The organism is Mesorhizobium sp. B2-3-5 (genome assembly GCF_006442395.1).
Taxonomy (GTDB): domain Bacteria; phylum Pseudomonadota; class Alphaproteobacteria; order Rhizobiales; family Rhizobiaceae; genus Mesorhizobium.
In genome coordinates this window covers 42,163-66,024 of record NZ_VFVX01000008.1, presented here as the reverse complement: position 1 = coordinate 66,024, position 23,862 = coordinate 42,163, and the positions used below count along the sequence as shown (strand labels likewise).

Genomic DNA, 23,862 nt, shown 5'->3' with positions numbered 1-23,862 from the left:
GGCTATTTCAGAGCCAGTCGGGCACCGAATCCAACCCGATCAGGTCGTCATAGGTCAGGCGCGGGCGCACGACGTGGAAACGGTCGCCGTCGACCAGTACCTCCGGCACCAGCAGGCGGGTGTTGTAGGTGCCGGCCTGCACGGCGCCGTAAGCGCCGGCGGTGGACACGGCAACGAGATCGCCGGCCTTCAGCCTGGGCAGGTCGCGGTCGAGGCCGAGATAGTCACCGGTCTCGCAGACCTGACCGACCACGTCGACCATCATGCGGGGCGTGTTGGCCGGCGGCTGCACGACTGGCCTGATGTCGTGGAAGGCATCGTAGAGCGTCGGCCGGATCAGGTCGTTCATGGCGGCGTCGACGACGAGGAAGTTCTTCGCGTCGCCTTCCTTCACGAAGATCACTTCCGAGACGAGGATGCCGGCATTGCCAACGATCAGCCGGCCCGGTTCGAACATCACCTTCAAGCCCAGCTTGGTGACATGCTTCCTGACGATCTCGGCATAGGCGTCGGGCAAAGGCGGCGGGCTGTTGTCGACGCGATAGGGAATGCCGAGGCCGCCACCGAGGTCGACATGCTCGATGGCATGGCCATCGGCGCGCAAAGCGCCGACCAGGTCGACCAGCAGAGCGAAGGCGTCGTCGAAGGGCTGCAATTCGGTGATCTGGCTGCCGATGTGGGTGTCGATGCCGGTGACCTTGATGCCCGGAAGCGTTGCGGCGCGGGCATAGACCTGGCGCACCCGCTGCCATGGAATGCCGAACTTGTTCTCGGCCTTGCCGGTGGAGATCTTCTTGTGGGTCCTGGCGTCGACATCGGGATTGATGCGCAGCGAGATCGGCGCCACCTTGCCGAGCGCCGTGGCGCGGGTCGACAGCAATTCGAGCTCGGGTTCCGACTCGACGTTGAAGCAAAGAATGCCGGCTTCGAGGGCGAAGTCCATTTCGCGCGCGGTCTTGCCGACGCCCGAGAACAGGATCTTGCCAGCCGCGATGCCCGCGGCCAGCGCCCGGCGCAATTCGCCTTCCGAGACCACGTCGGCGCCGGCGCCGAGCTTGGCCAGGGTCCGCAGCACGGCCTGGTTGGAGTTGGCCTTCATGGCGTAGCAGACAAGCGCGTCGAGCCCGGCAAAGGCCTGGGCGAACACCCGGTAGTGCCTGGTCAAGGTGGCCGTCGAATAGCAGTAGAATGGCGTGCCGACCTGGGCGGCGATATGGGGGATGGCCACGTCCTCGGCATGGAGCACGCCGTCGCGGTAGTCGAAATGATTCACGAGAGTGGTTCCGGAAAGTTGGGGCACGACGACATCGGGTTTGGAAGACCTGACCCGATCCCATCGGCTCTAGATCAGCGGATCGAGAATGAACTTCTTGTCCCGGACCGGTTTTTCCGGCTCCGGCGGCACGGGCTGTTTGGCCCTCTCGGCATCCTTGCGCGCCTGAACGGCCGCCTCGTAGGGCGTGTCGAGGCCGGCCTTGCGGCCGCAGGCGGTCACGGAGGCAAGAGCCGCCAGAAGCGTCAGCGTCATCAAAATCCTGCTTCCGGTCATCGATCCATCCGTCCGAACGTTTGCCAGCCGCCGCTTTTAGCCGAGTTCTCAGCGCATTGCACCCCGGATATTGCGATCGCAATATCCGGTATCATGCCTTGGCGATGCGCTTCTTCCAGGCGCGGATCTGCCTCCTCACTTCCGACGGCGCCGTGCCGCCGAAACTGGTCCGGCTCTTGACCGAGTTCTGCACCGCCAACACCGAGAAGATATCGGAAGTGATGCCGGGGTTGATCGACTGCAGGTCCTCCAGCGAAAGCCTCTCCAGCCCCACCTTCTTCTCTTCGGCCAGCGCCACGGCGTGGCCGGTGACATGATGCGCCTCGCGGAAGGGCAGGCCGAGCGTGCGCACCAGCCAGTCGGCGAGGTCGGTGGCGGTCGCGTGGCCGGAGCCGGCGGCCTTCTTCATCGCCGCGGCGTTGACCGTCATGTCCGAGATCATGCCGGTGGTCGCCGCCAGCATCAGGTCGAGCGTCTCGGCGGCGTCGAACACCGATTCCTTGTCTTCCTGCATGTCCTTGCCATAGGTCAAGGGCATGCCCTTCATCACCGTCAGCAGGCCGACCAGATGGCCGTTGACGCGTCCGGTCTTGCCGCGCACCAGTTCGGCGGCGTCGGGGTTCTTCTTCTGCGGCATGATCGAGGAGCCGGTGGAGAAACTGTCCGACAACCTGATGAAGCCGAATTGCGGCGTCGACCAGATGATGATCTCCTCGGCCAGCCGCGACAGATGCGTGGCGCAGATCGCCGCCATGCCGAGAAACTCCAGCGCGAAATCGCGGTCGGAAACGCTGTCCAGCGAATTGCGCATCGGCTCGCGGAAGCCGAGCGCCCTGGCGGTCTGGTGGCGGTCGATCGGAAAGCTGGTGCCGGCAAGGGCGGCGGCGCCCAGCGGGCTCTCGTCCATCCGTTCGATGGCATCGCGCACGCGCGACAGATCGCGCGAAAACATCTCGACATAGGCCATGCAGTGATGGCCGAACGTCACCGGCTGCGCCGCCTGCATGTGGGTGAAGCCCGGCATCACGGTCGCCGCATGCTCCTCGGCCCGCTCCAGCAATGCCCTGATCAATCCTTTCAGCGCTTCGGCGACGCGAAAACACTCGTCCTTGACCCAGAGCCTCAGATCCACCGCCACCTGGTCGTTACGCGAGCGCGCGGTGTGCAGCCGGCCGGCAGCCGGACCGATCAGGTCGGCGAGGCGAGCCTCGACATTCATGTGGATGTCTTCCAGCTTGGTCGAGAACTCGAAGGTGCCGGCCTCGATCTCTTTCAGAATCGTGTTCAGCCCGTGAGCGATTTTTTCTTGATCGGCCGCCGAAATAATGCCCGTTTGCGCCAGCATCTCGCTGTGAGCGATCGAACCTCTGATGTCCTGCGCGTAGAGCTTGCGGTCGAACGAGATCGACGCGTTGATCGCTTCCATGATCGCGGTCGGACCCGAGGCAAATCGTCCGCCCCACATCTGGTTGCTGGTCTTCTTGTCGCTCATCGCTATAAACCCGTGCTTCGGAGCAGTTTTGAGAAAATGGCAGACGGAAACAGATTTTTCCCGGCCCCGCGCCTGATCCTCGCCGCCCTGGTGGCGGGAGTGCTGGCCGGCGCGGTCGCGGTATATGTCAGCGAGAGCCGGTCTGGCAACAACGCACCAGCGCAGGTGGCCGCCGGCAATGGCAACGACGTCGCCTGCGCCGCCAAGAGCGACCGCGCCAAGAAGATCGCGGCCGCGGCCACGGGCGAGGTCGCGGCCCTTTTGCCCGCGGATCCGCCGCAATCGATGAAGAGCCTGGCCTTCAAAGGCCCAGACGGCAGGCCGATGACGATTGCCGACCATGCTGGAAAGACGGTGCTGCTCAACCTCTGGGCCACATGGTGCGCGCCTTGCCGGGCCGAAATGCCGGCGCTCGATGCACTGCAGAAGGAGAAAGGCAGCGACGCGTTTCAGGTCGTCGCGGTCAATGTCGATGCCGGCGACGACGTGAAGCCGAAGAAGTTCCTCAAGGATACCGGCGTCCAGACCCTCGGCTACTATCGGGACTCGACCATGACGCTTTTCAACGACCTCAAGGCGCGCGGCCTGGCGCTCGGCCTTCCGGTCACCATGCTGATCGACGGCGAAGGCTGCCTGATCGCCCACATGAACGGTCCGGCCGAATGGTCGGGACCTGACGCCAAGCGGCTGATCGAGACGGCTCTGGGATCGTGAGCAAGAAGCTAGGCTGAGCGCACGCTTGGCTTGAGCAATACAAGGTTGCCGTCCTGGTGGTCAGCGGCGCGCACCGGAGTATGCTTGCCGTTGCCGGTCAGGTCGTCGAACGCCTCGATCGGCGCCGGTTTGCCGAGATAGTAACCCTGGCCGATCTCGCAGGGCTCCGCGTCCATGAACTTCAATTTGCCAAGCGTTTCGACGCCCTCCGCCAGCACAGGCAGGCCAAGCCCATGTCCCGCGAGCTGGCCATTCGTGCGTCAGCTGCTGCACCAGCAGCATTTCACCATCCATTTAGCCGGCTAATCATTACGATCCGTCTTGGGCTTTACGTCCACGACGATCAGCCTGGCTCCCTAAGGCGCCGGTGTGACACTTTCATGCCGGCCAAGCCGCCGAGGGGAAGGAACGAACAGCTGTGCAAAGGCCCGGGAGCCACAACAGAACTGTCACATACCTTCTCTAAGAGAGCGGGCAAGGACTTGCGCAAGACCCTTGTCACCAGTCATTCAAGAGGGAAAAACCATGACCATGATCAAGCGGGGCCTCGCTGCCCTTGCCGTCGGTGCGCTCGGTACCGCGCTGGCGATGCCTGCCTTTGCAGAACCGGTAAAATTCGATTTCTGGTTCGGCCTTTCGGGCGACCTCGCCCGCGTCGTCGACACGATGTGCAAGAACTTCAACGAGTCGCAGAAGGACTACGAAGTCGTCTGCACCAGCCAGGGCAATTACGACGCCACGCTGCAGAACACCATCGCCGCCTTCCGTGCCGGCAAGCAGCCGACCATCGTCCAGGTCTATGACGTCGGCACCGCCACCATGATGCTGTCGGGCGCCTACAAGCCCGCCGACAAGCTGATGGAAGAAAACGGCTACAAAATCGATTATGCCGACTATTTCCCCGGCATCGCGCGCTACTATGCCACCTCGAAGGGCGAAATGCTGTCCTTCCCGTTCAATTCCTCGACCGCGCTGATGTACTGGAACAAGGACGCTTTCGCCAAGATCGGCAAGACCGAAGCGCCGAAGACATGGGAAGATGTCGGCGCCGACCTCAAGGCGATGAAGGACGCCGGCTACGAATGCCCGATGGCGATCAACATCTCGGCCAACGAAAGCTGGCAGTTGATGGAGCAGTTCTCCGCGATCCACAATCAGCCGATCGCCACCAAGAACAATGGCTATGACGGGCTCGATGCCCGCCTGGAGGTCAACAAGACCAAATTCGTCCAGTACGTCACCGACCTCAAGAAGTGGTATGATGCCGGCCTGATCAAGATCAAGTCGAAGGACCTCGGCCAGGACATGGTCCAGGCTTTCGCCTCCGGCACCTGCCAGATGATCCTGACCTCCGTCGGCGACCACGGCACCGTCGGCAGGACCCAGAAGGAAGGCATGAAGTGGGATGTCGCCGAACTGCCGGTCTATGCCGGCACCGAGCGCAAGAATTCGCTGGTCGGCGGCGCTTCGCTGTGGGTGCTCTCCGGCAAGTCGGACGCCGAATACAAGGGCGCGGCCGCCTTCCTCAACTTCATCCACGACCCCAAGACCGCTTTGTTCTGGTCGACCAACACCGGCTACATCCCTGTGACCAAGTCGGGCTTCGACTACATGAAGGCCGACGGCTTCTACGACAAGGCGCCCTATAAGGGCCGTGAAGTCGCGATCGCCAGCCTGACCGCCTCGGAGCCGACCGAAATCACCCGCGGCGTGCGCTTGGGCAACTTTACCCAGATCCGCGCCGAGTTCGGCACGCAGATGCAGGCGATCTTCGCCAACAAGGTCAGCGTCCAGGAGGGCCTCGACACGCTGGTCAAGAACGGCGACGCCATCCTCGATCGCTTCCAGCAGACCTATCCGGGCAAGACCCTGCCCTGATAGCCGAATGCCAAAGGCCGCCCGTGCTCCGAGCGTGATCACTTCCGAAAACGGTTTCCACTTTCGGGATCATGCTTGGGTCGACGGGCGGCCGTTTCGCATATTAATCTCACCCTTGCTCCAAGCTAGCTGTGAAGCGGCATCGGCGGACCGATGGAAAAACGCGTTACCTTCAGCAGATCGACGATCGGCATCCTGTTCGCGGTGCCGCAGCTCCTTCTGATCTTCACGTTCTTCTACTGGCCGGCAGGCCAGGCCGTGTACTGGTCGCTGACGCTGCAACAGCCCTGGGGCGGCGGCAATATCTGGGTCGGGCTCGACAATTTCCGCTCGATCCTGGCCAACGCCGATTATTGGAACTCGATCACCGCCAGCCTTGTCTTTGCGGGGATCAGCACCGGCCTTGCGATGTTCATTGCCTTGGTGCTCGCCGCCTTGACCGACCGCCAGCTCGCCGGCTCACGCCTCTATCGCGTGGTGCTGATCTGGCCCTACGGTATTGCCGCGCCCGCGCTGGCGATGGCGTTCCGCTTCATCCTGGCGCCGGAGGCCGGCTTCATGGCCGTCGTCAACCAGGTCTGGCCCGGCTTCTGGGACCCCGGTCTTGACGGCGCCGATGCCATGGCTTCGATCATCGTCGCCTTCTCCTGGAAATATGTCGGCTACAACTTCATCTTCTTCCTCGCCGCCTTCCAGGCCATCCCGCGTTCGCTGATCGAGGCGGCGGCGATGGATGGATCCGGCGTCGTCAGGCGCTTCCGGGACATCCAGTTCCCGCTGATCACGCCGACGATCTTCTTCCTGCTGGTCATCAACATCACCGAAAGCTTCCAGGATTCCTTCGGCATCGTTGACATCATGACCGCCGGCGGTCCCGCAAACGCGACCAACCTGATGGTCTACAAGATCTATTCCGATGGCTTCAAAGGCCTCGATTATTCGGGCGCCGCCGCGCAGAGCATCATACTGATGCTGCTCATCATCGTGCTCACCATCTTCCAGTTCCGCTTCATCGAGCGGCGCGTGCACTACAGGTGAGATAGATATGGTCGAGCGCACTCCGTTTCTCAATTTCTTCACGCATCTGATCCTGTTCGTCGGCTTCGTCTTCTGCGTCGCCCCATTCGCGGTCGTGGCGATCGCCGCGTCGCACAACCTCAAGGACGTCAACGACGTGCCGATGTCGCTGCTGCCTGGCAGCGACTTCTGGATCAACATCAAGACAGCCTGGACGACAGCCGATCTCGGTCCCAAGCTGTTGAACAGTTTCATCATGGCTGCCGGCGTGGCGGCGGGCAAAGTGATCATCTCGGCGCTCACCGCTTTTTCGATCGTCTATTTCCGCTACCCCGGGCGCACGTTCATCTTCTGGCTGATCTTCGTCACACTGATGCTGCCGCTCGAAGTCCGCATCGTGCCGACCTACGCGGTCGTCGCCAATGTGCTGTCGCCCTACCAGGCCATCCTCGATGTGACGGGCCTGAGCTGGTTGATCGAAAAAGTGTCGGGCGTGCAGGTCTCATTCAGCCTCGGACTGCTCAATTCCTACACCGGCCTGATCATGCCATTGATCGCCACGGCCACCGGCACGTTCCTCTACCGCCAGTTCTTCCTGACGGTACCCGATGAACTGACCGAGGCCGCGCGCATGGACGGCGCCGGCGCATTGCGCTTCTTCATCGATATCCTGCTGCCGCTGTCGCGCAACAACATGGCCGCGTTGGGTACCATCATGTTCCTATGGGCCTGGAACCAGTATCTATGGCCGCTGCTTATCACCACCGACCAGTCGCATGCGACTGCGGTTACCGAGCTGAAGCAGCTCATCCCCAATGTCGGCGGCGCGCCGGAATGGCACATCGCCATGGCGGGCACGCTGATCGTCATGCTGCCGCCGCTGATCGTGGTGGTGCTGATGCAGCGCTGGTTCGTGCGCGGCCTGATCGCCACCGAGAAATAACAGGAGACAGGAAATGGCCTCCATCGCAATTCGCGGCGTCAAGAAGAACTACGCCAAGACGCAGGTCGTGCACGGCGTCGACCTCGACTTCGCCTCGGGCGAATTCGTCGTCATCCTGGGACCGTCCGGCTGTGGCAAATCCACGCTTCTGCGGATGATCGCTGGCCTGGAAGAGATTTCCGACGGGACGATCGCCATCGACAATACGGTCGTCAACAAGCTCGAGCCGCGCGAGCGTGGCTGCGCCATGGTGTTCCAGAACTACGCGCTCTATCCGCATATGAGCGTCGCCCAGAACATCGGCTATTCGCTGAAGGTCGCCGGCGTTCCGCCGGCCGAACGCACCCAGCGTATCCAGGCAGTGGCGAGGGTCCTGGAGCTCGAACATCTGCTCGACCGCAAGCCGATGGCGCTTTCCGGCGGCCAAAGGCAGCGCGTCGCCATGGGCCGCGCCATGATCCGCGAACCGAAAGTGTTCCTGTTCGACGAGCCGCTGTCCAATCTAGACGCCAAGTTACGGGTCCAGATGCGCTCTGAAATCCGCAAGCTGCACCGCCGGCTCAACGCCACTTCCGTTTTCGTAACCCACGACCAGGTCGAGGCGATGACGCTTGCCGACCGGCTGGTGGTGATGAATGCCGGACGCGTCGAGCAGGTCGGCACGCCCGGTGAAATCTATACCCGGCCCGCCAGCCGCTTCGTCGCCACCTTCGTCGGCGCGCCGGCGATGAATATCCTGGAAGGCACCGTCGAACTCGACGGGTTGTCGCTGCTCGGCGGCAGCCGCCACCTGACGATCGCCCGCGCCGGCTTGCCGGTCGGCTCGAAGGTCGCGATGGGTGTCCGGCCCGAAGCCGTACGGCTGGTGGCGCCGGGCACCGCCGGCGCGCTCAACGCCACCGTCGACCTCGTCGAGGAACTGGGCGCCGGGAAGGTCATCTATGTCGATCTCGACGGCGCGCCGTTTTCGGTGATGACATCGGAAGCCGTGCACCCGGAGCCGGGCAGCACGGTCGGCCTGAAGCTTTCGCCCGACGACATGCATTTCTTCTCGCCGGAGACGGGAAGCCGCCTCGATGTCTTCAAGGCGTCCATTCCCGAGCCGGCACTCTGATTTGCGAAACGTCATCACCGCCGTGACGGATCCGGCTCTCCGGCGGTGGCCGATCTGCTCGGGCCGAGCCCGGTAAACGCTTCAACGACTCTTGCCACTGCACGCCCGGCGCGGCGTCATCAAGCTTTCAGCCGTTCAGGTAAACACATGCGCCTTTCCCGACACGGTGAGCCGCACGATCTCTCCGACCGCAGGTGCGTCCATGCCCGGCTTGCGCAGGATCAACGGCGTGTTGCCGATGGCGGCGGCGTCCGGCGGGTCGGGATTGTTCATCAGGCGCACCGCGATGGTGCACATCGAGCCGGCGAATTCGCATTCCACCACTTCGCCAAACAGCATCTCCGGTGTGCCCGACATGCCCTCGCGCGATGTCCTCTTCAATCCGATCTGCTCCGGCCGCAGCATGATGCGGGCGACATCCCTGTTGTCTGACGTGTCGACGGCGATGCGGCCCAGCGGTGAGGTGGCGAAGCCGCCCGAGACGCTTGCCGGCAGGATGATGGCGTCGCCGAGGAATTCGGCGATCATCCTGTCCTTTGGCTTGAAATAGAGCTCACGCGGCGTGCCTACCTGCGAAAACTTGCCTTCGCGCATCACCGCCACCTGGGCAGCGAAGGACAGCGCCTCGGCCTGGTCGTGCGTGACCAGGATGGTGGTGATGCCGGCCGCTTCCAGAAGCTCGGCCACCGCCTTGCGCATCGAAGCGCGCAGACCGGTGTCGAGCGCCGAGAACGGCTCGTCGAGAAGCATCAGCCGCGGCTTCATCGCCATGGCGCGGGCGAGCGCCACGCGCTGCTGTTGGCCGCCGGAGAGTTCGTGCGGGCGGCGCTTGAGGATCGCCTTGTCCAGCCCGACGATATAGGCGAGTTCGACGATGCGCTGGGCGCGTTTGTCCGCGCCGCGGTCCATGCCGAAACCGATATTGTCCGAAATGGTCAGATGCGGGAAGAGGGCGCCGTCCTGCGCCACCACGCCGATGCCGCGGCGATGCGCCGGGACAGCCGCACCACCATTGGCCAGCACCTCGCCGTCGAGCACGATGCGGCCCTGGTCCGGCGCCTCGAAGCCGGCGATAAGCCGCAGCAAGGTGGTCTTGCCGCAGCCGGACGGGCCGACAATCGCCGTGCGGCTGCCGCTGGCGACATTGAGGTCGACGCCGTCAAGGGCCGCGACCGGGCCGTAGTGCTTTTTCAGACCGCTGATTTCGAGAAAGCTCATCGTCCGGCCATCCGTTTCGACTGGACATAGAGCAGCCAGGTCAGGGGCAACGACATCGCCACCATGATGAGGGCGTAAGGCGCCGCCGAGGCGTAATCGATCTCGCCGCTGTAGGACCAGAACGCCATTGCCAGCGTGCGGGTGCCGTTCGGCGCCAGCATCTGGGTCGCGGTCAGTTCGTTCATGATGCCGAGCGCCACCAGCGCCATGCCGGCCGCGGCGCCGGGCGCCGACAGGCGGATCGTCGTCGACCAGAGCGCGTTGAGCGGACGCCGGCCAAGGCTGGACGCGGCGCGTTCGAGCTCGACCGGTGCCTGGGCGATCGATGCGCGCAGGCTGACCAGGGCACGCGGCAGGAACATGAGTGCATAGGCGACCAGGATGGTGAACAGGGTCTGGTAGAGCGGCAGGGCGACGCGCACGACGATGGTGACCAGCGCCAGCGCGATGACGATACCCGGTAGCGAGCCGACGATGTAGTTGCAACCCTCCAGCAGGCGCTGCAACGGTCCCGGCGCGCGGATCGAGATCCAGGCCATCGGCATGGCGGCGACCGTTGCAAGCAACGCGCCGGCAAGCGACAGGAACAGCGTCTGGCCGAGCGCCAGGCCAATTTCATCGAGACGCCAGACATCGGCGCCGCCGGCGACGAGCCAGCGGCCGATGGTGATGAACGGTACGCCAAGCGCCAGCAGCGTGATGACCATAAGCAAGGCGAGGCTCGGAATGGTGGCGCGGCCGAGGCCCTTGCGTTGCTGATAGCGCGCCGCGCCGGAGCCGACACGGGCATAACGCTCCTCGCCGCGCACCAGCACTTCGAGGCCCAGAAGCACAAAGCAGCAACATACCAGCACGCCGGCCAGCATGTTGGCGGCCGGTCCGTTGAAGGTCGACTGGAACTGGTCGACGATCGCCGTGGTGAAGGTATCGAAGCGGATGAAGACGTAGAGGCCGTATTCGGCCAGCAGGTGCAATCCGACCAGCAGCGAGCCGCCGCAGATGGCGAGCCTGAGCTGCGGCAACACGACACGCCAGAACACCCGCCAGGGTCCAAGGCCAAGTGCCGCAGCCGTGTCCTCCAGGGCGGGATCGAGGCGGCGCAGCGCCGCCGAGACCGGCAGATAAAGGAAGGGGAAATAGGCGATCACGGACACCAGCACGCCGGCCCACAGGCCGTGCAGCCCGGGCACCATGGTGACCCAGGCATAGGAGTGGACGAAAGCGGGAATGGCGAGGGGCGCCACGCACAGCCAGGACCAGAAACGGGCACCGGGCAGGTCGCTGCGTTCGGTCAGCCAGGCCAGCGTCACCGACAGGATGATGGCGATCGGCACGGCCAGCAGCACCAGCAGGCCGGTGTTGACCAGCAGTTCGCCGACGCGGGGCCGGAAAACCAATGCCAATACGGTGTCCCAACCGGTCTGCACCGCGACCCATATGATGAAGGCAAGCGGCAGCAGCGACAGAAGGGAGACGAAGATGGCGGCGGTGACGAGCCACGGCGCCGTCCGCCGCCGAGCCTTTCGGCCCGTACGCGCAGGCAGGCCCGAGTGTGCGAGATCGATCGCGGACTGCATCAGGTCAGGCACCGCGCCGTTGCCGCCCAGTGGCAGCAATCGAAGGACCGCAATCGCGGTCGGGAATACAGCGTGTCGTCATCGACGAATGCCATCTCGAAAAACAAAAGCACTCCCGCCGAAAACGAATTCCGGCGGGAGCACGGTTGGTGTCCTTTTAGGACGAACGATAACTAAAGCAAGCCGGCTGCCGTCATCAGGTCGGTGACCTTCTTCGAGTTCAAGGTTGTCGGATCCACCTTGGGCGCCTGCAGATCGGCCAGCGGCACCAGCTTCGGATTGGATTCGGCACCTTTGCCGACCGCGTATTCGAAGGAGTCACCGTTCTTGAGAACGCCCTGGCCGCCCTTGCCGGTGACCCACTTCAGGAAGGCCTGTGCTTCCTTCGGATGCTTGCTCGAGGCGAGCACGCCACCACCGGAAATCGACACGAACGCACCCGGATCCTGGTTCTTGAAATAGTGCAGCTGGACATTCTTGCTGTTTTCACCGGTCTTGGCCTGATCGCCAAAGTAGTAATAGTGATAGATCACGCCGCCTTCGATCTCGCCGGCGTTGACCGCCTTCATTACCGTGCTGTTGCCCTTGTAGGCCGTGAAGTTCGTCTTCATCGCCTTCAGCCAATCGGCGGTAGCGGCCTCACCCTTGAGCTGCAGAAGTGCGCTGACGACGGCCTGGAAATCGGCGCCCGACGGCGAGGCGGCCCAACGGCCCTTCCAACTCGGATCGGCGAGATCAAGCATCGACTTCGGCAGCTGGTCGGCGGTCAGCTTGGTCTTGTTGTATGCAAAAACGGTGCTGCGCGCCGCAACGCCGACCCACTTGCCGCTTGCCGGATGGAAGTCCTGCGGAATCTGGGCCAGCGTGTCGGCATCGACCGGGGCGAACAGGCCTGCATTCTCGACCAGCGCCATGGCCGGCGAATTCTCCGTCAGGAAGACGTCGGCGGGCGAAGCAGCACCCTCGGCGACGATCTGGTTGGAGAAGTCGCTGTCGCCGCCATTGCGCAAGGTGACCTTGATGCCGGTTTCCCTGGTGAACCCTTCCGCCCATTCCTTGGCGAGGCTTTCATGCTGGGCGTTGTACACGATAATGCCAGCATCTTCGGCCATCGCCGGTCCGGCGATCAGGCCGATTGCAAGTGCCGTGGCGCAGGCAAGGGCAAGAAGGGGGAATTTCATAAGGTGCTCCTCGGGTTTCCCGCATTGCGGATGCGCCCGAGTATCAAATCATGAATGCACTAGTCAAGATTGAAAGACGTCCGGCGGATCACGGTTTCGCGTGTCAAGACGTCACTGACGGGTATCACCCGATACGGGGGACCGGTGGCCGCGCTCTGGAATACCGCTTAGGGTCTACCTTGCGTCAACGGGCCGTGGCGATCGGAGAGTCCGACAATTCGGCATGGCATTCCGGTGGGCTATCCCGCACACTTTCGTGACTTGCCCGTAGTTTGGCTTGGACATTATTTCGCCGGCCACGTAACAAATCAGCGCCGAGGCGCGAAAACCGGGGAGTGAACTCTTGTGAGCGGCAAGGACGAGGCCGAGCTTTCCCGGCTGTTGCGAGCCGCCATCGCGGGAGATGAAAAGGCCTATGCCGACTTTCTCCACCGAATTGCCGCGCTGGTGCGCGGCTTTGTCAGGCGCAAGATCGTGCAGGGCGGGGTCGATCCCGAGGATGTCGTGCAGGAAACCTTGCTGGCCATTCATGTTAAACGGCACACCTGGCGCCAGGACGCGCCGGTGTTGCCCTGGGTCTATGCGATCGCCCGCTTCAAGCTGATCGATGCATTCCGGCGCCGCGGTCGGCGCATCGAGATCGATGTCGACGACATCGCCGAGACATTCGCCGAACCGGAGACCGAGACCGTCAGCGAGCGCGATATCAATCGGGCGCTGGACGGGCTGCCGCCAGCTCAGCGGTCCGTGGTGTCGTCCATATCGGTGGATGGCCGCTCTATCGGCGAGACGGCGGCCAAGTTCGGCATCAGCGAGACGGCGGTGCGCGTATCGCTGCATCGTGGGCTGGCCGCGATAGCCAAGCGATTCGGCCAGGGGCGATTCGGGCGGGAATGACATGAGGACGGACGATCTCATCAAGGCGCTCGACGCCGATGCCCGCAGCACGGCGATGCCATTGCGCCCGGCCTGGTGGCTGGCTGCCGGCGTGGCCGCAGTGATCGCCGCGATCGTTTTCCTGTCGACGATCGGTCCGCGCCCCGATTTCATGGCGGCCGCGCACACGATACGCTTCCTGTCCAAGTTCGTTTTCACCATCGTGCTCGCCATCAGCGCCTTCGCCTCTATCCGCGCCCTTTCGACGCCGGGTGCGGCGACAGGCCGGGCAATGGCGGGGATGATAGCCGCGCCGTTGCTGGTCGCGGTGGCGGTGGTTCTGGAACTGTTCGCGGTGCCCGAGGCCGATTGGAGTACCAGGATGATCGGCTCCAACATGATGATCTGCATGAGCTTCATCCCGCTGATCGGCATTGGCCCGCTGGCCATCTTCCTGTGGATGCTGCGCTATGGCGCGCCGACACGGCCGGTGCTTGCCGGCGCGGTGGCGGGGTTGCTTGCCGGTGGGCTGGCGGCGACCTTCTATGCCGCACACTGTTTCGACGACTCGCCGCTCTTTGTCGCCACCTGGTACACGATCGCGATCGCGGCTCTTGCTTTGCTTGGTGCGCTTGGCGGGCGTTTTTTCGTGCGTTGGTAGCGCAGTCCAAGCAAGCGCAAGCCGTGCACACTGATCCTTAATCATGCCGGCAATTGTTTGCCGGTTGCCCATCGCCAGTACCCCGATGCAACCTTTCCTTAAAATCGATCCTTCAGGGTTTTGACGGAAAAAAGCGATTGCCCACGGGGGTGGCACGGGTCGTGATATTGCGGGGATTGATCGGGCCGAGGCTCCACAAACATGCAGCGCTGGCGTTGCTTGTGGCTGCTCTTGCCGTGGTGGGGGCCCCGTTCGTGGTGTCGAGGCTGAACCCTGGCGCGGAAGCACTGAGACTTTGTCTTCAAATATCGGTCGCGTTGACGGTATGCGCGCTGTTCTTCGCTTACTTGTTTATCGTTCGCATCTCCGACGACCGGCGCCAGATCGCGGAGAGCGAACAGCGCTTCCGCCGGGCCATGGAGGACTCGGCGATCGGCATCGCCATCGTGGCGCTTGACGGGCGCATCCTTCAGACCAATCCAGCCTTTGCCGCCATGCTTGGCTACAGCCGCCAGGAGATCGAGGCGCTGACCTTTTTCCAGATCACGCATCCCGACGATCTGCATATCGGGCGGGAAACGATGGACTCCATGAGGGCGGGCAACGTCAACGCCTTCCACTTCGAAAAGCGTTATCTGCGTAAGGACGGCACACCCGTCTGGGCGCGCCTTGCCGGCTCCGTCATCCGCGATGAGAAAAGCGGGCATCCGCTCCATCTCGTCTCGCAGATCGAGGACATCGACGCGCGCAAGCAGGCCGAGGCGCGCATTGCCGAAGCCGAAACGCGCTGGAATTTCGCACTCGCCGGCGCGGGTCAAGGTGTCTGGGACTTCGACAGGCGCAAGGGCGGCACGACCTATTCCTCGACCTGGGTCAAGATGCTCGGTTTCGAGGAAGGCGAACTCGACGGCGATCCGGACCGCTGGGTGACGATGATCCATCCCGACGACCGCCAGACCGTCGCCGAAGCGGACCGCGCGCATCTTGATGGCCAGACGCCGTTCTTCGAAGCCGAGTTCAGGATGCGCCACAAGGACGGTCACTGGATATGGATCCTCGACCTCGGCAAAGCCATCGAGCGCGACGAGGACGGACGGCCGATCCGGGCGATTGGCAGCCTGACCGACATCACCCGGCGCAAGGAGGCCGAAGAGCGCCTGACGATGTCGGCGGCAATGCTGGCCGACGAGAAGGAGCGGCTGAGGGTGACGCTGCAGTCGATCGGCGATGCCGTCATCTGCACCGATGCGGCGAACCGTGTGACCTTCATGAATCCGGTTGCCGAGAAGCTGACCGGTGTTTCCGGCGAGGCCGCTCTCGGCAAGACGCTCGGTCATGTCTATTGGGCGGTTGACGAGGAGACGGGCCACGGGATCGGCGCGACGCGGCCCGCAATCGGCGCGGAGGCGTCCTCCGACCAGAACAGCCGGGCCGTGCTGATCCGCCGCGACCACACACGCTGCAGCATCCGTCAGGTCGTGTCGCCGATCATGAACGAGCGCAATGAATTCTGCGGCCTTGTCATCGTCTTCCAGGACTTCACCGATGCGCGTGCGTTGCAGAGGCAGCTTGCCCATGCCGCCGCGCATGACGCGCTGACCGGCCTTGCCAATCGATCGAGCTTCATCCGCACCATGGAAGGACTGGTCGAGCAGACGCGCAAGGAGGACGGCACGATGGCTGGGGGCGGCCACCAGTTCATGTTCATCGACCTCGACCATTTCAAGCTGGTCAACGACACCGGCGGCCACGCCGCTGGAGACGCCCTGCTGAAGCGGGTCGCCGAGGCAGTGCGCGGCGTGCTTGGCCCTGAAGACATCGTCGCACGCCTGGGCGGCGACGAATTCGCCGTCATCCTGAAATCAGGCTCGATCGCGGGTGCCAGGATCGCGGCGCGTTCCATAATCGATGCGATAACCGGCCTGAACTTCAGCTGGGATGGCCGGCCGCATGCGATCGGCGCCAGTATCGGGCTGGCGGCGATCCGCGCCAATAGTGGCGAAGTCGATGAGATCATTGCAAGGGCCGACGCCGCTTGCTATGCGGCCAAGGCGGCCGGCCGCGGATGCCTTTCCGTGGCGCCGGATGGCAGCTTCGTGAACGACAGGTCGGAACCGCCCAAGCCACTCGCCGTGGCATCGTAGGCCGCGGACGCGTCGGAGCGGTTCATCGTTTCACCGAAACGCCGAACCTTCCATTTCTCGACTTTGACTAGCGCGTCGGAACGGGGTGCTCGCCGCGATAGTCGTAGAAGCCGCGCCCGGTCTTGCGGCCGAGCCAGCCGGCCTCGACATATTTGACCAGCAGCGGGCAAGGGCGGTACTTCGAATCCGACAGGCCGTCATGGAGCACCTGCATGATCGACAGGCAGGTGTCGAGGCCGATGAAATCGGCGAGCTGCAGTGGCCCCATCGGGTGGTTGGCGCCGAGCCGCATGGCGGTGTCGATGGCATCGACCGTGCCGACGCCTTCATAGAGCGTGTAGATCGCCTCGTTGATCATCGGCAGAAGGATGCGGTTGACGATGAAGGCCGGGAAATCCTCTGAGACGGTGATCGTCTTGTCGAGCTGCTTCACATAGGTCTTGGCGGCCTCGAAGGTCTGGTCCTCGGTGGCGATGCCGCGCACCAGCTCGACCAATTTCATCACCGGCACTGGGTTCATGAAATGTATGCCGATGAAGCGCTCCGGCCGGTCGGTCTGCGCGGCAAGCCGCGTGATCGAGATCGACGAGGTGTTGGTCGCCAGGATGGCCTCTGGGTTGAGCTGCGGACAGAGCTGGGCGTAGATCTTGCGCTTGACCGTCTCGTCCTCGGTCGCCGCCTCGATCACCAGATCGGCGCCGGCAAGATCGGCCATGGCCGGTGCCGACGCAATGCGCGCCATCGCCTGGTTGCGCAGCTTCTCGTCAAGCTTGCCGGACCCCACCTGGCGGGCCATGTTGCCGCTGATGGTGGCGATGCCCTTCTCGATACGGTCAGGCGATATATCGTAGATCAGCACCTTGTAGCCTGAAAGCGCGGAGACGTGGGCGATGCCGCCGCCCATCTGGCCCGCGCCAATGATGCCGATCGTCTCGATCTTGCTCATTACCCCGATCCCGTCCGGAGCTTTCCGCTTGAATCGCGAAAACGCTCCATCTTTTGTTTTTCCCGCAATCCCTGACGCAAAACCGCTGCGCGTTTACTGGAATTGCACTAAGCCTTTCTGGCCTGCTTTTTGTGCAGCGCAAACTAAAAGGGCGGGGCGACTTAGTCTACCCCACCCCTGACAATTTAATACGCTTTGGCAGAGAGCGTCAAAGCGCCTTCTGCAACTCCGGCAGAATAACGAAGAGATCGCCGACGAGGCCATAGTCGGCAACCTGGAAGATCGGTGCCTCCTCGTCCTTGTTGATGGCGACGATGACCTTGGAGTCCTTCATGCCGGCGAGGTGCTGGATGGCGCCGGAGATGCCGACAGCGATGTAGAGATCGGGAGCCACGACCTTGCCGGTCTGGCCGACCTGCCAGTCGTTCGGGGCGTAGCCGGCATCGACGGCCGCGCGGGATGCGCCGACGGCGGCGCCGAGCTTGTCGGCGACCGGCAGGATGACCTCCTGGAACTTCTCCGAGGAGCCGAGCGCACGGCCGCCCGAGATGATGATCTTGGCCGAGGTCAGTTCCGGACGGTCGGTCTCCGACAGCTTGTTCTCGACGAAGGTGGACAGGCCGGGATTGGCCGCGGCCTTGACGGTCTCGACAGCGGCCGAGCCACCCTCGGGAGCCGCCTGGAAGGAGGCGGTGCGCACGGTGATGACCTTCTTGGCGTCGGTGGACTGCACGGTCTGGATGGCGTTGCCGGCATAGATCGGCCGCTTGAACGTATCAGGCGAAACGACCTCAATGATCTCGGACACCTGCGCGACATCGAGCAGCGCCGCGACACGCGGGGCGACATTCTTGCCGGTGGAAGTCGCAGGCGCGATGATGGTGTCGTAGCCGCCCGCAAGCGACACAACGAGAGCCGCCATCGGTTCAGCGAGGCGCTCGGCGAGTTCGTCGGCCTCAGCGAGCAGCACCTTGCTGACGCCCTTGAGCTTGGCGGCTGCATCCGCTGCACCCTTGGCGCCTTTGCCGGCTACCAGCACATGCACGTCCGAGCCGATCTGCAATGCAGCCGAGAGCGCCTTGGCGGTCTGGTCGGAAAGGGTGGCGTTGTCGTGTTCGGCGATGAGGAGAATTGCCATTTTATCTGTTCCTTTCCCGATCGCTTACAACACGCCGGCTTCGTTCTTGAGCTTGTCGACCAGTTCGGCGACGCTCTTGACCTTGACGCCCGCCTTGCGGCCGCCGGGCTCCTCGGTCTTGATGACCTTGAGGCGCGGCTTGACGTCGGCGCCGTAGTCGGCCGGGCTCTTCTCGTCGAGCGGCTTCTTCTTGGCCTTCATGATGTTGGGCAGCGAGGCGTAGCGCGGCTGGTTGAGGCGAAGGTCGGCGGTGACGATCGCCGGCATCTTCAGATCCACCGTCTGCAGGCCGCCATCGACTTCGCGCGTCACCTTGGCCTTGTCGCCTTCGAGCACCACCTTGGAAGCGAAGGTGCCCTGGGCCCAGCCGAGCAGGGCCGCCAGCATCTGGCCGGTCTGGTTGGAGTCGTCGTCAATCGCCTGCTTGCCGAGGATGACGAGGCCAGGCTTCTCGGCCTCGACCACGCCCTTCAGCACCTTGGCGACGCCGAGCGGCTCGGTCTGCTCGTCGGTCTTGACCAGGATGGCGCGGTCGGCGCCCATGGCAAGCGCGGTGCGGAGCGTTTCCTGCGCCTGCTGCGGGCCGATCGAAACGACGATGATTTCTTCGGCCTTGCCGGCTTCCTTCAGCCGGATCGCTTCTTCCACCGCGATCTCGTCGAACGGGTTCATCGCCATCTTGACGTTGGCGAGTTCCACCGCCGAACCATCAGCCTTGACGCGAACCTTCACATTCGCATCGACAACCCGCTTCACGGGCACAAGGATCTTCATTTGCCTGTCACCTCTTCACGCTAGTTGGGCGCGCTATAGCAGCCTGCGCCCTTTCTGAGTTGTCGAAAGCCGACATTCCGGATGGAAATTCTGGTCTCTGACCGCCTTGGGCTGCGACGGAGACGTTTCCGTAGTTGTGGTAATCCTGCGCGTCAATACGGTGAAGGCGGCTCAAATCGGTTCAGTATGGGCCAGAAGGGTTTCCCCGGCCCCAGCGCGCCGTGGTGGCCGGCGGTTCGGCCGCCACTGGCTCAGCGGGAACCGACGGCTGGTCGGGTAAGGGAGCCACGGTATCCTCGTCGGCGGCGGCAAACAGCGGCACGCCGCGGCTGCGCAAGACCAGCACCAGAATCGCCCCGGCGATGATGCCGCCGATATGGCAGGCCCAGGAAATCTGGTCCTCGCCGCCGGCGGCGAACATGATGATCTGAAACAGCACCCACAGGATGAGCGGGATAAAGGCCGGAATGCGCAGGGGAATGCGGGCAAAGGCAAGCACCCAGACCTTCACCCTGGGATAGAGGATCAGGTAGGCGACGACCACGCCGGCGATGGCGCCGGAGGCACCGATCAGCGGCACCTGCGAGTCCCAGGCGACAAGGCTCTGGAAGGCCGCTCCGGCAACCGCGCACAGGAAATAGAAGATGAGGTAGCGGATGTGGCCGAGCGCGTCCTCGACATTGTCGCCGAACACCCACAAAAACAGCATGTTGCCACCCAGATGAAGAATGTCGGCATGCAGGAAGGAATAGGTGAGGTAGCTCAGGCTTTGAGGGATGACGACAAAGCGAGGGTCGAGCTCGGCCGTGTCGTGAACCACGGCGGGGATGAAGCCGAGGCCGAGCACGGCGGCATTGGTGAAGTTCTCGCCGCCGAGCGCGGTGGCGCAATAGACCAGCGCATTGGCTACGATCAGCCCGATCGTGACATATTGCAGGCGGATGTGGCGCAGCCTGTTGGTGTCGTAAAGCGGGATGAACATCGGTCCCCGGCCCCTCCGACCTTTCGATCCGTTCAGCGGTTCTTGCCGGGAACCCATAGCACGTCGGCATTTCCATTGTCATTGACCGCCCGGGCGGCGACAAACAGGAAATCCGAGACGCGGTTGACGTATTTTAGCCCGTCGCGGTTGACGTGCTCCCCCGGATCCTGGGCGAGCGCGACCATCAGCCGCTCGGCCCGCCGCGCCACCGTGCGGGCGAGATGCAGGGCGGCGGCGGCCGGCGTGCCGCCGTTCAGCACGAAGGATTTGAGCGGCTGGAGATCCTTGTTGAGAAGGTCGATGTCCTTCTCGACGCGATCGGTCTGCGCGGGGGTGATCCGCAACGCCTCATAGCCGAGCGGTTTACCGTCGTCGGGCACCGCGAGATCCGCGCCGAGGTCGAAGAGATCGTTCTGGATGCGCGAGAGCATGGCGTCTATCGCCGGATGGGTCTGGGCGGTGTGGACGCGCGCCATGCCGATGCAGGCATTGGCTTCATCCACCGTGCCGTAGGCGTCAACCCGCAGATCGGATTTCAGCCGCCTTTCACCGGTGCCGAGGCCGGTGGTGCCATCGTCGCCGGTGCGGGTGTAGATCTTGTTGAGCTTGACCATGTCGCCCCCCGAAAGGCCTTCACTTGCGGGTAAAATAGACGGCCAGCAGAATCAGCGCCAGCGCCACGGCCTGCAGCATGACGCGTGCCTGCATCAGTTTGTTCGACGTAACGCCGGAACCGCCGCGCATCATGTTGATGAGCCCCCGGATCAGAACGATCACCACGGCGGCCATGACCAGAATGGCGAGGATGTTGAAGACGGATGCCATTGTTGCGTTTCCAGTTCTCTTGTTGTTCAGGCGCGTTTGGCCATCAGGCGGTAGAGTATCGATGCCGGCAGGATGCGTTTGAGCGTAGCGCCGATCTTCGCCGGCACCGTTACCACATAGTGCGGGCGCGGGCTCCGTGACAGAAGTGCATGGCGCAGGGCCTTGTGAACCACCTCCGGCCCGGGCTTCAGTGCCGATTGGCTGCCGCCGGCGCGCAGCCGCTTCAGCTGCGCCTCATAGTCCAGCCGATGCACGGAATTCTCGTGGTCGATATTCCTGAGGAACCACGGCAGGCCATTGCTGGCGATTTTCGATTTCACCGGCCCCGGCTCGATCAGCGAGACGTGGACGCCGCTGCCTGTCAGTTCCTGGCGCTGGCAAAGCATCAGCGCCTCAAGCGCATGCTTCGATGCCGAATAGGCGCCACGAAAGCGCACCGGCACCAGGCCGAGAATCGATGAGCAATGAATGAGGCGGCCGTGGCCCTGGCGGCGCATCACCGGCACGATGCGCGAGGTCAGGTCGTGCCAGCCGAAGAAATTGACCTCGAACTGCGCCTTGAGCGCTGCCACCGACAGGTCCTCGACCGCGCCGGCCTGGGCGTAGGCGCCGTTGTTGAACAGCGCGTCGAGCCGGCCGCCGGTGCGGCCGAGCACCGCTGGCACCAGGGCGGCGATCGAATCCGGCTCGCTATAGTCGAGATAGAAAGCCTCGATGCCGTCGGCCTGGAGTGCGGCAATGTCTTCAGGTTTGCGCGCCGTGGCAAATACCCGCCAGCCCTCGGCCTTCAATGCCCGGGCGCAATAGGCTCCTATGCCTGAAGACGCGCCGGTGACGATGACGGTGCGCAACTCTGCCGCTGGAGAATTCGTGGTTTGACGAAGGGTTGCCATTTGCAGCATTCACTTCCCATATTCGCGGCGTCGAGACAATCGAAGGGAGCGCGCGTTCTTGCTGCGGAATATTGTCGCCCTGCGCCGCGTGCTCTACGACGCGATCGGCCATTTCACCACCGATGATGGCTGGGCGATGGCCAGCCATCTGGCGATCACCTCGCTGATGGCGCTGTTTCCGTTCCTGATCTTCGCCACGACGCTGGCCAGTTTCCTCGGCGCCCAGGCCTTTGCCGACACGGCCGTGCATCTGGTCTTCGACACCTGGCCGGATCAGATCGCCAAGCCGATCGCGCGTGAGGTGCTGAACGTGCTGACCGTCAGGCGCAGCGATCTGTTGACCTATGGCGTGCTGCTTGCAGCCTATTTTGCGTCGAATGGCATCGAGGCGCTGCGCACCTCGCTCAACCGGGCCTATCGCGTCACGGAAACGCGCGGCATCATCTATCGCCGTGTGCAGAGCATCTTCTTCGTGCTGATCGCCACCGCCGGTTTTCTTGCGATCAGCGTGCTGCTGGTGTTCGCGCCGTTGCTGGCGCGGCTGGCGGAAGCCCATTTCGAATGGATAAAGCCCTATACCGGCACGATCACGCTATGGCGCTACGTCATTGCCTCGACGGTCATCATCGGTGGGCTGTTTGCCGTGCATTACTGGCTGCCGGCCGGCAAGCGCCGCTTCGTCTCGCTGGTGCCGGGCATCATCTTCACGCTGGGCGCGTGGCTTATCGGCTCGACGATATTCGCCACCTATCTCGACCATTTCTCATCCTATGTGACGACCTATGCCGGCCTGGCATCGATCATGATCGCGGTGGTTTTCCTCTACATCGTCTCGGCGATCTTCATTCTTGGCGGCGAACTCAATGCCGCCATCAGCCGCTATCTCGAGGCACGGGCAAGAGTCGGCTGAGCCGAGCATGATCTCTTCCGAAAACCGGTTCCCACTTTTCGGGATCATGCTTTGCTTGGCTCAGCCTGTGTCTTGGTCTGCCGAGCCGTTGCCAGGGCAACGCCGAAGGTGGTGATCGCCATGCCGGCAATCTGAAGCGCGTTGAGCTGCTCGTTGAACAGGGCCCAGGCGATGACGGCGGTCACCGCGGGCACCAGATAGAACAGCGAGGCCACTTTCGACATCTCGCCGTCGCGGATCATCACCATCAAAAGGAAGATGGCGCCGACCGACAGCACCAGCACCAGCCAGGCCATGGCGAAGATCAACTCGCCATTGATGACGACGGCGTGCGTTTCGAAGGCAAGCGCGGCCAGGATCATCAGCGCCGCGCCGCCGACATATTGCCACATCGTGGCCGCCACGAGATTGCCGCCGGAGGCAAAACGCTTCTGCCAGATCGTGCCGGCGGCCATGCCGAGCACGGAGATGAGCGAGGCGGTCAGTGTCGCCGATGTCACGCCGCCGCCGAGCGCGCCAAGTTTCGGCCACAGCACGATGACGACGCCGATCAGACCAACGGAGAGGCCGGCCCAATGGCGCGGCAGAATGGCCTCGCCCAGGAATTTGCCGGCAAGCACCGCCGTGATCAGCGGCTGCAGTCCGACAATCAGCGCCGAAAGCCCTGCAGGCATACCCCTGTGGATGGCCCAGAACACGGCTCCGAGATAGACGCCGTGCATGAGGATGCCCGCGCCGGTCGCATGCAGCGCCTCTTCACGGGTGGCTCTTTTCGAACCCAGAATGACCGTCAGGACAGCGAACAGGACCGCCGCCAGGATGAAGCGCGCGGCGAGGAACGTAAAGGGCTCCGCCCATGGCATGGCGTAGCGGGCGCCGATGAAGCCGGTCGCCCACAGGACAACGAAAGTGGCGGGGATGAACCGCTTGATGCTGTGCATTTCCGGGAACCGCCACATTGGTGAGAATTGACCGTGGCGATTGCTCTAGTCCTGTTCAGACCGGCGTGCAAAACGAAACCATTGATCCA

At 63.3% G+C, this 23,862-nt stretch carries 23 protein-coding genes and 1 pseudogene; 9 read left to right on the top strand and 15 right to left on the bottom strand.

The window, feature by feature from the left end; translation table 11 throughout:
• Positions 1-7 precede the first annotated feature (7 nt).
• From lysA to argH, 3 genes are all read right to left on the bottom strand, one after another.
• Entirely contained in the window at positions 8-1,273 is a 1,266-nt protein-coding gene (lysA, locus tag FJ958_RS12025; RefSeq protein WP_140742786.1) for a diaminopimelate decarboxylase, read from the bottom strand.
• A 69-nt stretch (positions 1,274-1,342) separates the two neighbouring features.
• Complete coding sequence (locus tag FJ958_RS12020) at positions 1,343-1,549, bottom strand: lipoprotein (protein ID WP_140742784.1); 207 nt, start codon at positions 1,547-1,549, stop codon at positions 1,343-1,345.
• A gap of 91 nt (positions 1,550-1,640) precedes the next feature.
• A complete protein-coding gene (argH, locus tag FJ958_RS12015; RefSeq protein ID WP_140742782.1) occupies positions 1,641-3,041 on the bottom strand; it encodes an argininosuccinate lyase in 1,401 nt (466 codons plus the stop codon).
• 36 nt (positions 3,042-3,077) lie between these two features.
• Here argH and FJ958_RS12010 point away from each other — a divergent pair, with 36 nt between their 5' ends.
• Positions 3,078-3,755, top strand: coding sequence for a TlpA disulfide reductase family protein (locus tag FJ958_RS12010; RefSeq protein WP_140742780.1), 678 nt, complete (start codon positions 3,078-3,080; stop codon positions 3,753-3,755).
• Positions 3,756-3,763: 8 nt separating this feature from the next.
• On the opposite strand, the pseudogene FJ958_RS12005 reads toward FJ958_RS12010, so the two are convergent.
• Positions 3,764-3,994 (bottom strand): annotated as a pseudogene (locus tag FJ958_RS12005) (hypothetical protein); the annotation flags it as partial.
• Between the two features lie 286 nt (positions 3,995-4,280).
• Between FJ958_RS12005 and FJ958_RS12000 the strand changes: the two are divergent.
• From FJ958_RS12000 to FJ958_RS11985, 4 genes are all read left to right on the top strand, one after another.
• The gene (locus FJ958_RS12000; protein WP_140742778.1) at positions 4,281-5,633 is read left to right on the top strand and encodes an extracellular solute-binding protein; all 1,353 of its coding nucleotides are present in this window, start codon (positions 4,281-4,283) and stop codon (positions 5,631-5,633) included.
• A 153-nt stretch (positions 5,634-5,786) separates the two neighbouring features.
• Positions 5,787-6,671, top strand: a complete 885-nt coding sequence (locus tag FJ958_RS11995; protein ID WP_140742776.1) for a sugar ABC transporter permease — start codon at positions 5,787-5,789, stop codon at positions 6,669-6,671.
• 7 nt (positions 6,672-6,678) lie between these two features.
• On the top strand, positions 6,679-7,593 hold the full coding sequence (locus FJ958_RS11990) for an ABC transporter permease subunit (RefSeq protein ID WP_140742774.1): 915 nt from the start codon (positions 6,679-6,681) through the stop codon (positions 7,591-7,593).
• Positions 7,594-7,606: 13 nt separating this feature from the next.
• Complete coding sequence (locus tag FJ958_RS11985) at positions 7,607-8,707, top strand: sn-glycerol-3-phosphate import ATP-binding protein UgpC (RefSeq protein WP_140742772.1); 1,101 nt, start codon at positions 7,607-7,609, stop codon at positions 8,705-8,707.
• A gap of 135 nt (positions 8,708-8,842) precedes the next feature.
• On the opposite strand, the gene FJ958_RS11980 is transcribed toward FJ958_RS11985, so the two are convergent.
• The 3 genes from FJ958_RS11980 to FJ958_RS11970 form a co-directional block, all read right to left on the bottom strand.
• Positions 8,843-9,925, bottom strand: a complete 1,083-nt coding sequence (locus FJ958_RS11980; protein ID WP_140742770.1) for an ABC transporter ATP-binding protein — start codon at positions 9,923-9,925, stop codon at positions 8,843-8,845.
• Entirely contained in the window at positions 9,922-11,502 is a 1,581-nt protein-coding gene (locus FJ958_RS11975; RefSeq protein ID WP_181176382.1) for an iron ABC transporter permease, read from the bottom strand. The genes FJ958_RS11980 and FJ958_RS11975 overlap by 4 nt, the downstream gene beginning before the upstream one ends.
• Before the next feature lie 173 nt (positions 11,503-11,675).
• On the bottom strand, positions 11,676-12,683 hold the full coding sequence (locus tag FJ958_RS11970; RefSeq protein WP_140742766.1) for an iron ABC transporter substrate-binding protein: 1,008 nt from the start codon (positions 12,681-12,683) through the stop codon (positions 11,676-11,678).
• A gap of 345 nt (positions 12,684-13,028) precedes the next feature.
• Here FJ958_RS11970 and FJ958_RS11965 point away from each other — a divergent pair, with 345 nt between their 5' ends.
• From FJ958_RS11965 to FJ958_RS11955, 3 genes are all read left to right on the top strand, one after another.
• Positions 13,029-13,580 (top strand): sigma-70 family RNA polymerase sigma factor, encoded by a 552-nt coding sequence (locus FJ958_RS11965; RefSeq protein ID WP_140742764.1) that lies wholly within the window; start codon positions 13,029-13,031, stop codon positions 13,578-13,580.
• A gap of 1 nt (position 13,581) precedes the next feature.
• Positions 13,582-14,220: an NrsF family protein gene (locus FJ958_RS11960; RefSeq protein WP_140742762.1), complete on the top strand. Its 639-nt coding sequence runs from the start codon at positions 13,582-13,584 to the stop codon at positions 14,218-14,220.
• Positions 14,221-14,441: 221 nt separating this feature from the next.
• Positions 14,442-16,364 carry a PAS domain S-box protein gene (locus FJ958_RS11955; protein ID WP_246679584.1) on the top strand — a complete coding sequence of 641 codons (1,923 nt, stop codon included), beginning with the start codon at positions 14,442-14,444 and terminating at the stop codon, positions 16,362-16,364.
• 67 nt (positions 16,365-16,431) lie between these two features.
• Here FJ958_RS11955 and FJ958_RS11950 read toward each other — a convergent pair whose 3' ends face one another.
• The 7 genes from FJ958_RS11950 to FJ958_RS11920 form a co-directional block, all read right to left on the bottom strand.
• Complete coding sequence (locus tag FJ958_RS11950) at positions 16,432-17,310, bottom strand: 3-hydroxybutyryl-CoA dehydrogenase (RefSeq protein ID WP_140610529.1); 879 nt, start codon at positions 17,308-17,310, stop codon at positions 16,432-16,434.
• Positions 17,311-17,518: 208 nt separating this feature from the next.
• Positions 17,519-18,448 (bottom strand): electron transfer flavoprotein subunit alpha/FixB family protein, encoded by a 930-nt coding sequence (locus FJ958_RS11945; RefSeq protein ID WP_140742760.1) that lies wholly within the window; start codon positions 18,446-18,448, stop codon positions 17,519-17,521.
• A gap of 24 nt (positions 18,449-18,472) precedes the next feature.
• The gene (locus FJ958_RS11940) at positions 18,473-19,222 is read right to left on the bottom strand and encodes an electron transfer flavoprotein subunit beta/FixA family protein (protein ID WP_140742758.1); all 750 of its coding nucleotides are present in this window, start codon (positions 19,220-19,222) and stop codon (positions 18,473-18,475) included.
• Positions 19,223-19,403: 181 nt separating this feature from the next.
• On the bottom strand, positions 19,404-20,204 hold the full coding sequence (locus tag FJ958_RS11935) for a rhomboid family intramembrane serine protease (protein ID WP_140742756.1): 801 nt from the start codon (positions 20,202-20,204) through the stop codon (positions 19,404-19,406).
• A gap of 32 nt (positions 20,205-20,236) precedes the next feature.
• Entirely contained in the window at positions 20,237-20,818 is a 582-nt protein-coding gene (locus FJ958_RS11930; RefSeq protein ID WP_140742755.1) for a cob(I)yrinic acid a,c-diamide adenosyltransferase, read from the bottom strand.
• A 19-nt stretch (positions 20,819-20,837) separates the two neighbouring features.
• Positions 20,838-21,029, bottom strand: coding sequence for a twin transmembrane helix small protein (locus FJ958_RS11925; RefSeq protein WP_140610534.1), 192 nt, complete (start codon positions 21,027-21,029; stop codon positions 20,838-20,840).
• 26 nt (positions 21,030-21,055) lie between these two features.
• On the bottom strand, positions 21,056-21,922 hold the full coding sequence (locus tag FJ958_RS11920) for an SDR family oxidoreductase (protein WP_140742753.1): 867 nt from the start codon (positions 21,920-21,922) through the stop codon (positions 21,056-21,058).
• Positions 21,923-21,980: 58 nt separating this feature from the next.
• On the opposite strand from FJ958_RS11920, the gene FJ958_RS11915 reads away from it, so the two are divergent.
• Positions 21,981-22,832, top strand: coding sequence for a YihY/virulence factor BrkB family protein (locus FJ958_RS11915; RefSeq protein ID WP_140742751.1), 852 nt, complete (start codon positions 21,981-21,983; stop codon positions 22,830-22,832).
• A 44-nt stretch (positions 22,833-22,876) separates the two neighbouring features.
• Here the strand turns inward: FJ958_RS11915 and FJ958_RS11910 are convergent, their stop codons facing one another.
• Positions 22,877-23,773 carry a DMT family transporter gene (locus FJ958_RS11910; protein ID WP_140742749.1) on the bottom strand — a complete coding sequence of 299 codons (897 nt, stop codon included), beginning with the start codon at positions 23,771-23,773 and terminating at the stop codon, positions 22,877-22,879.
• Positions 23,774-23,862: the final 89 nt, after the last annotated feature.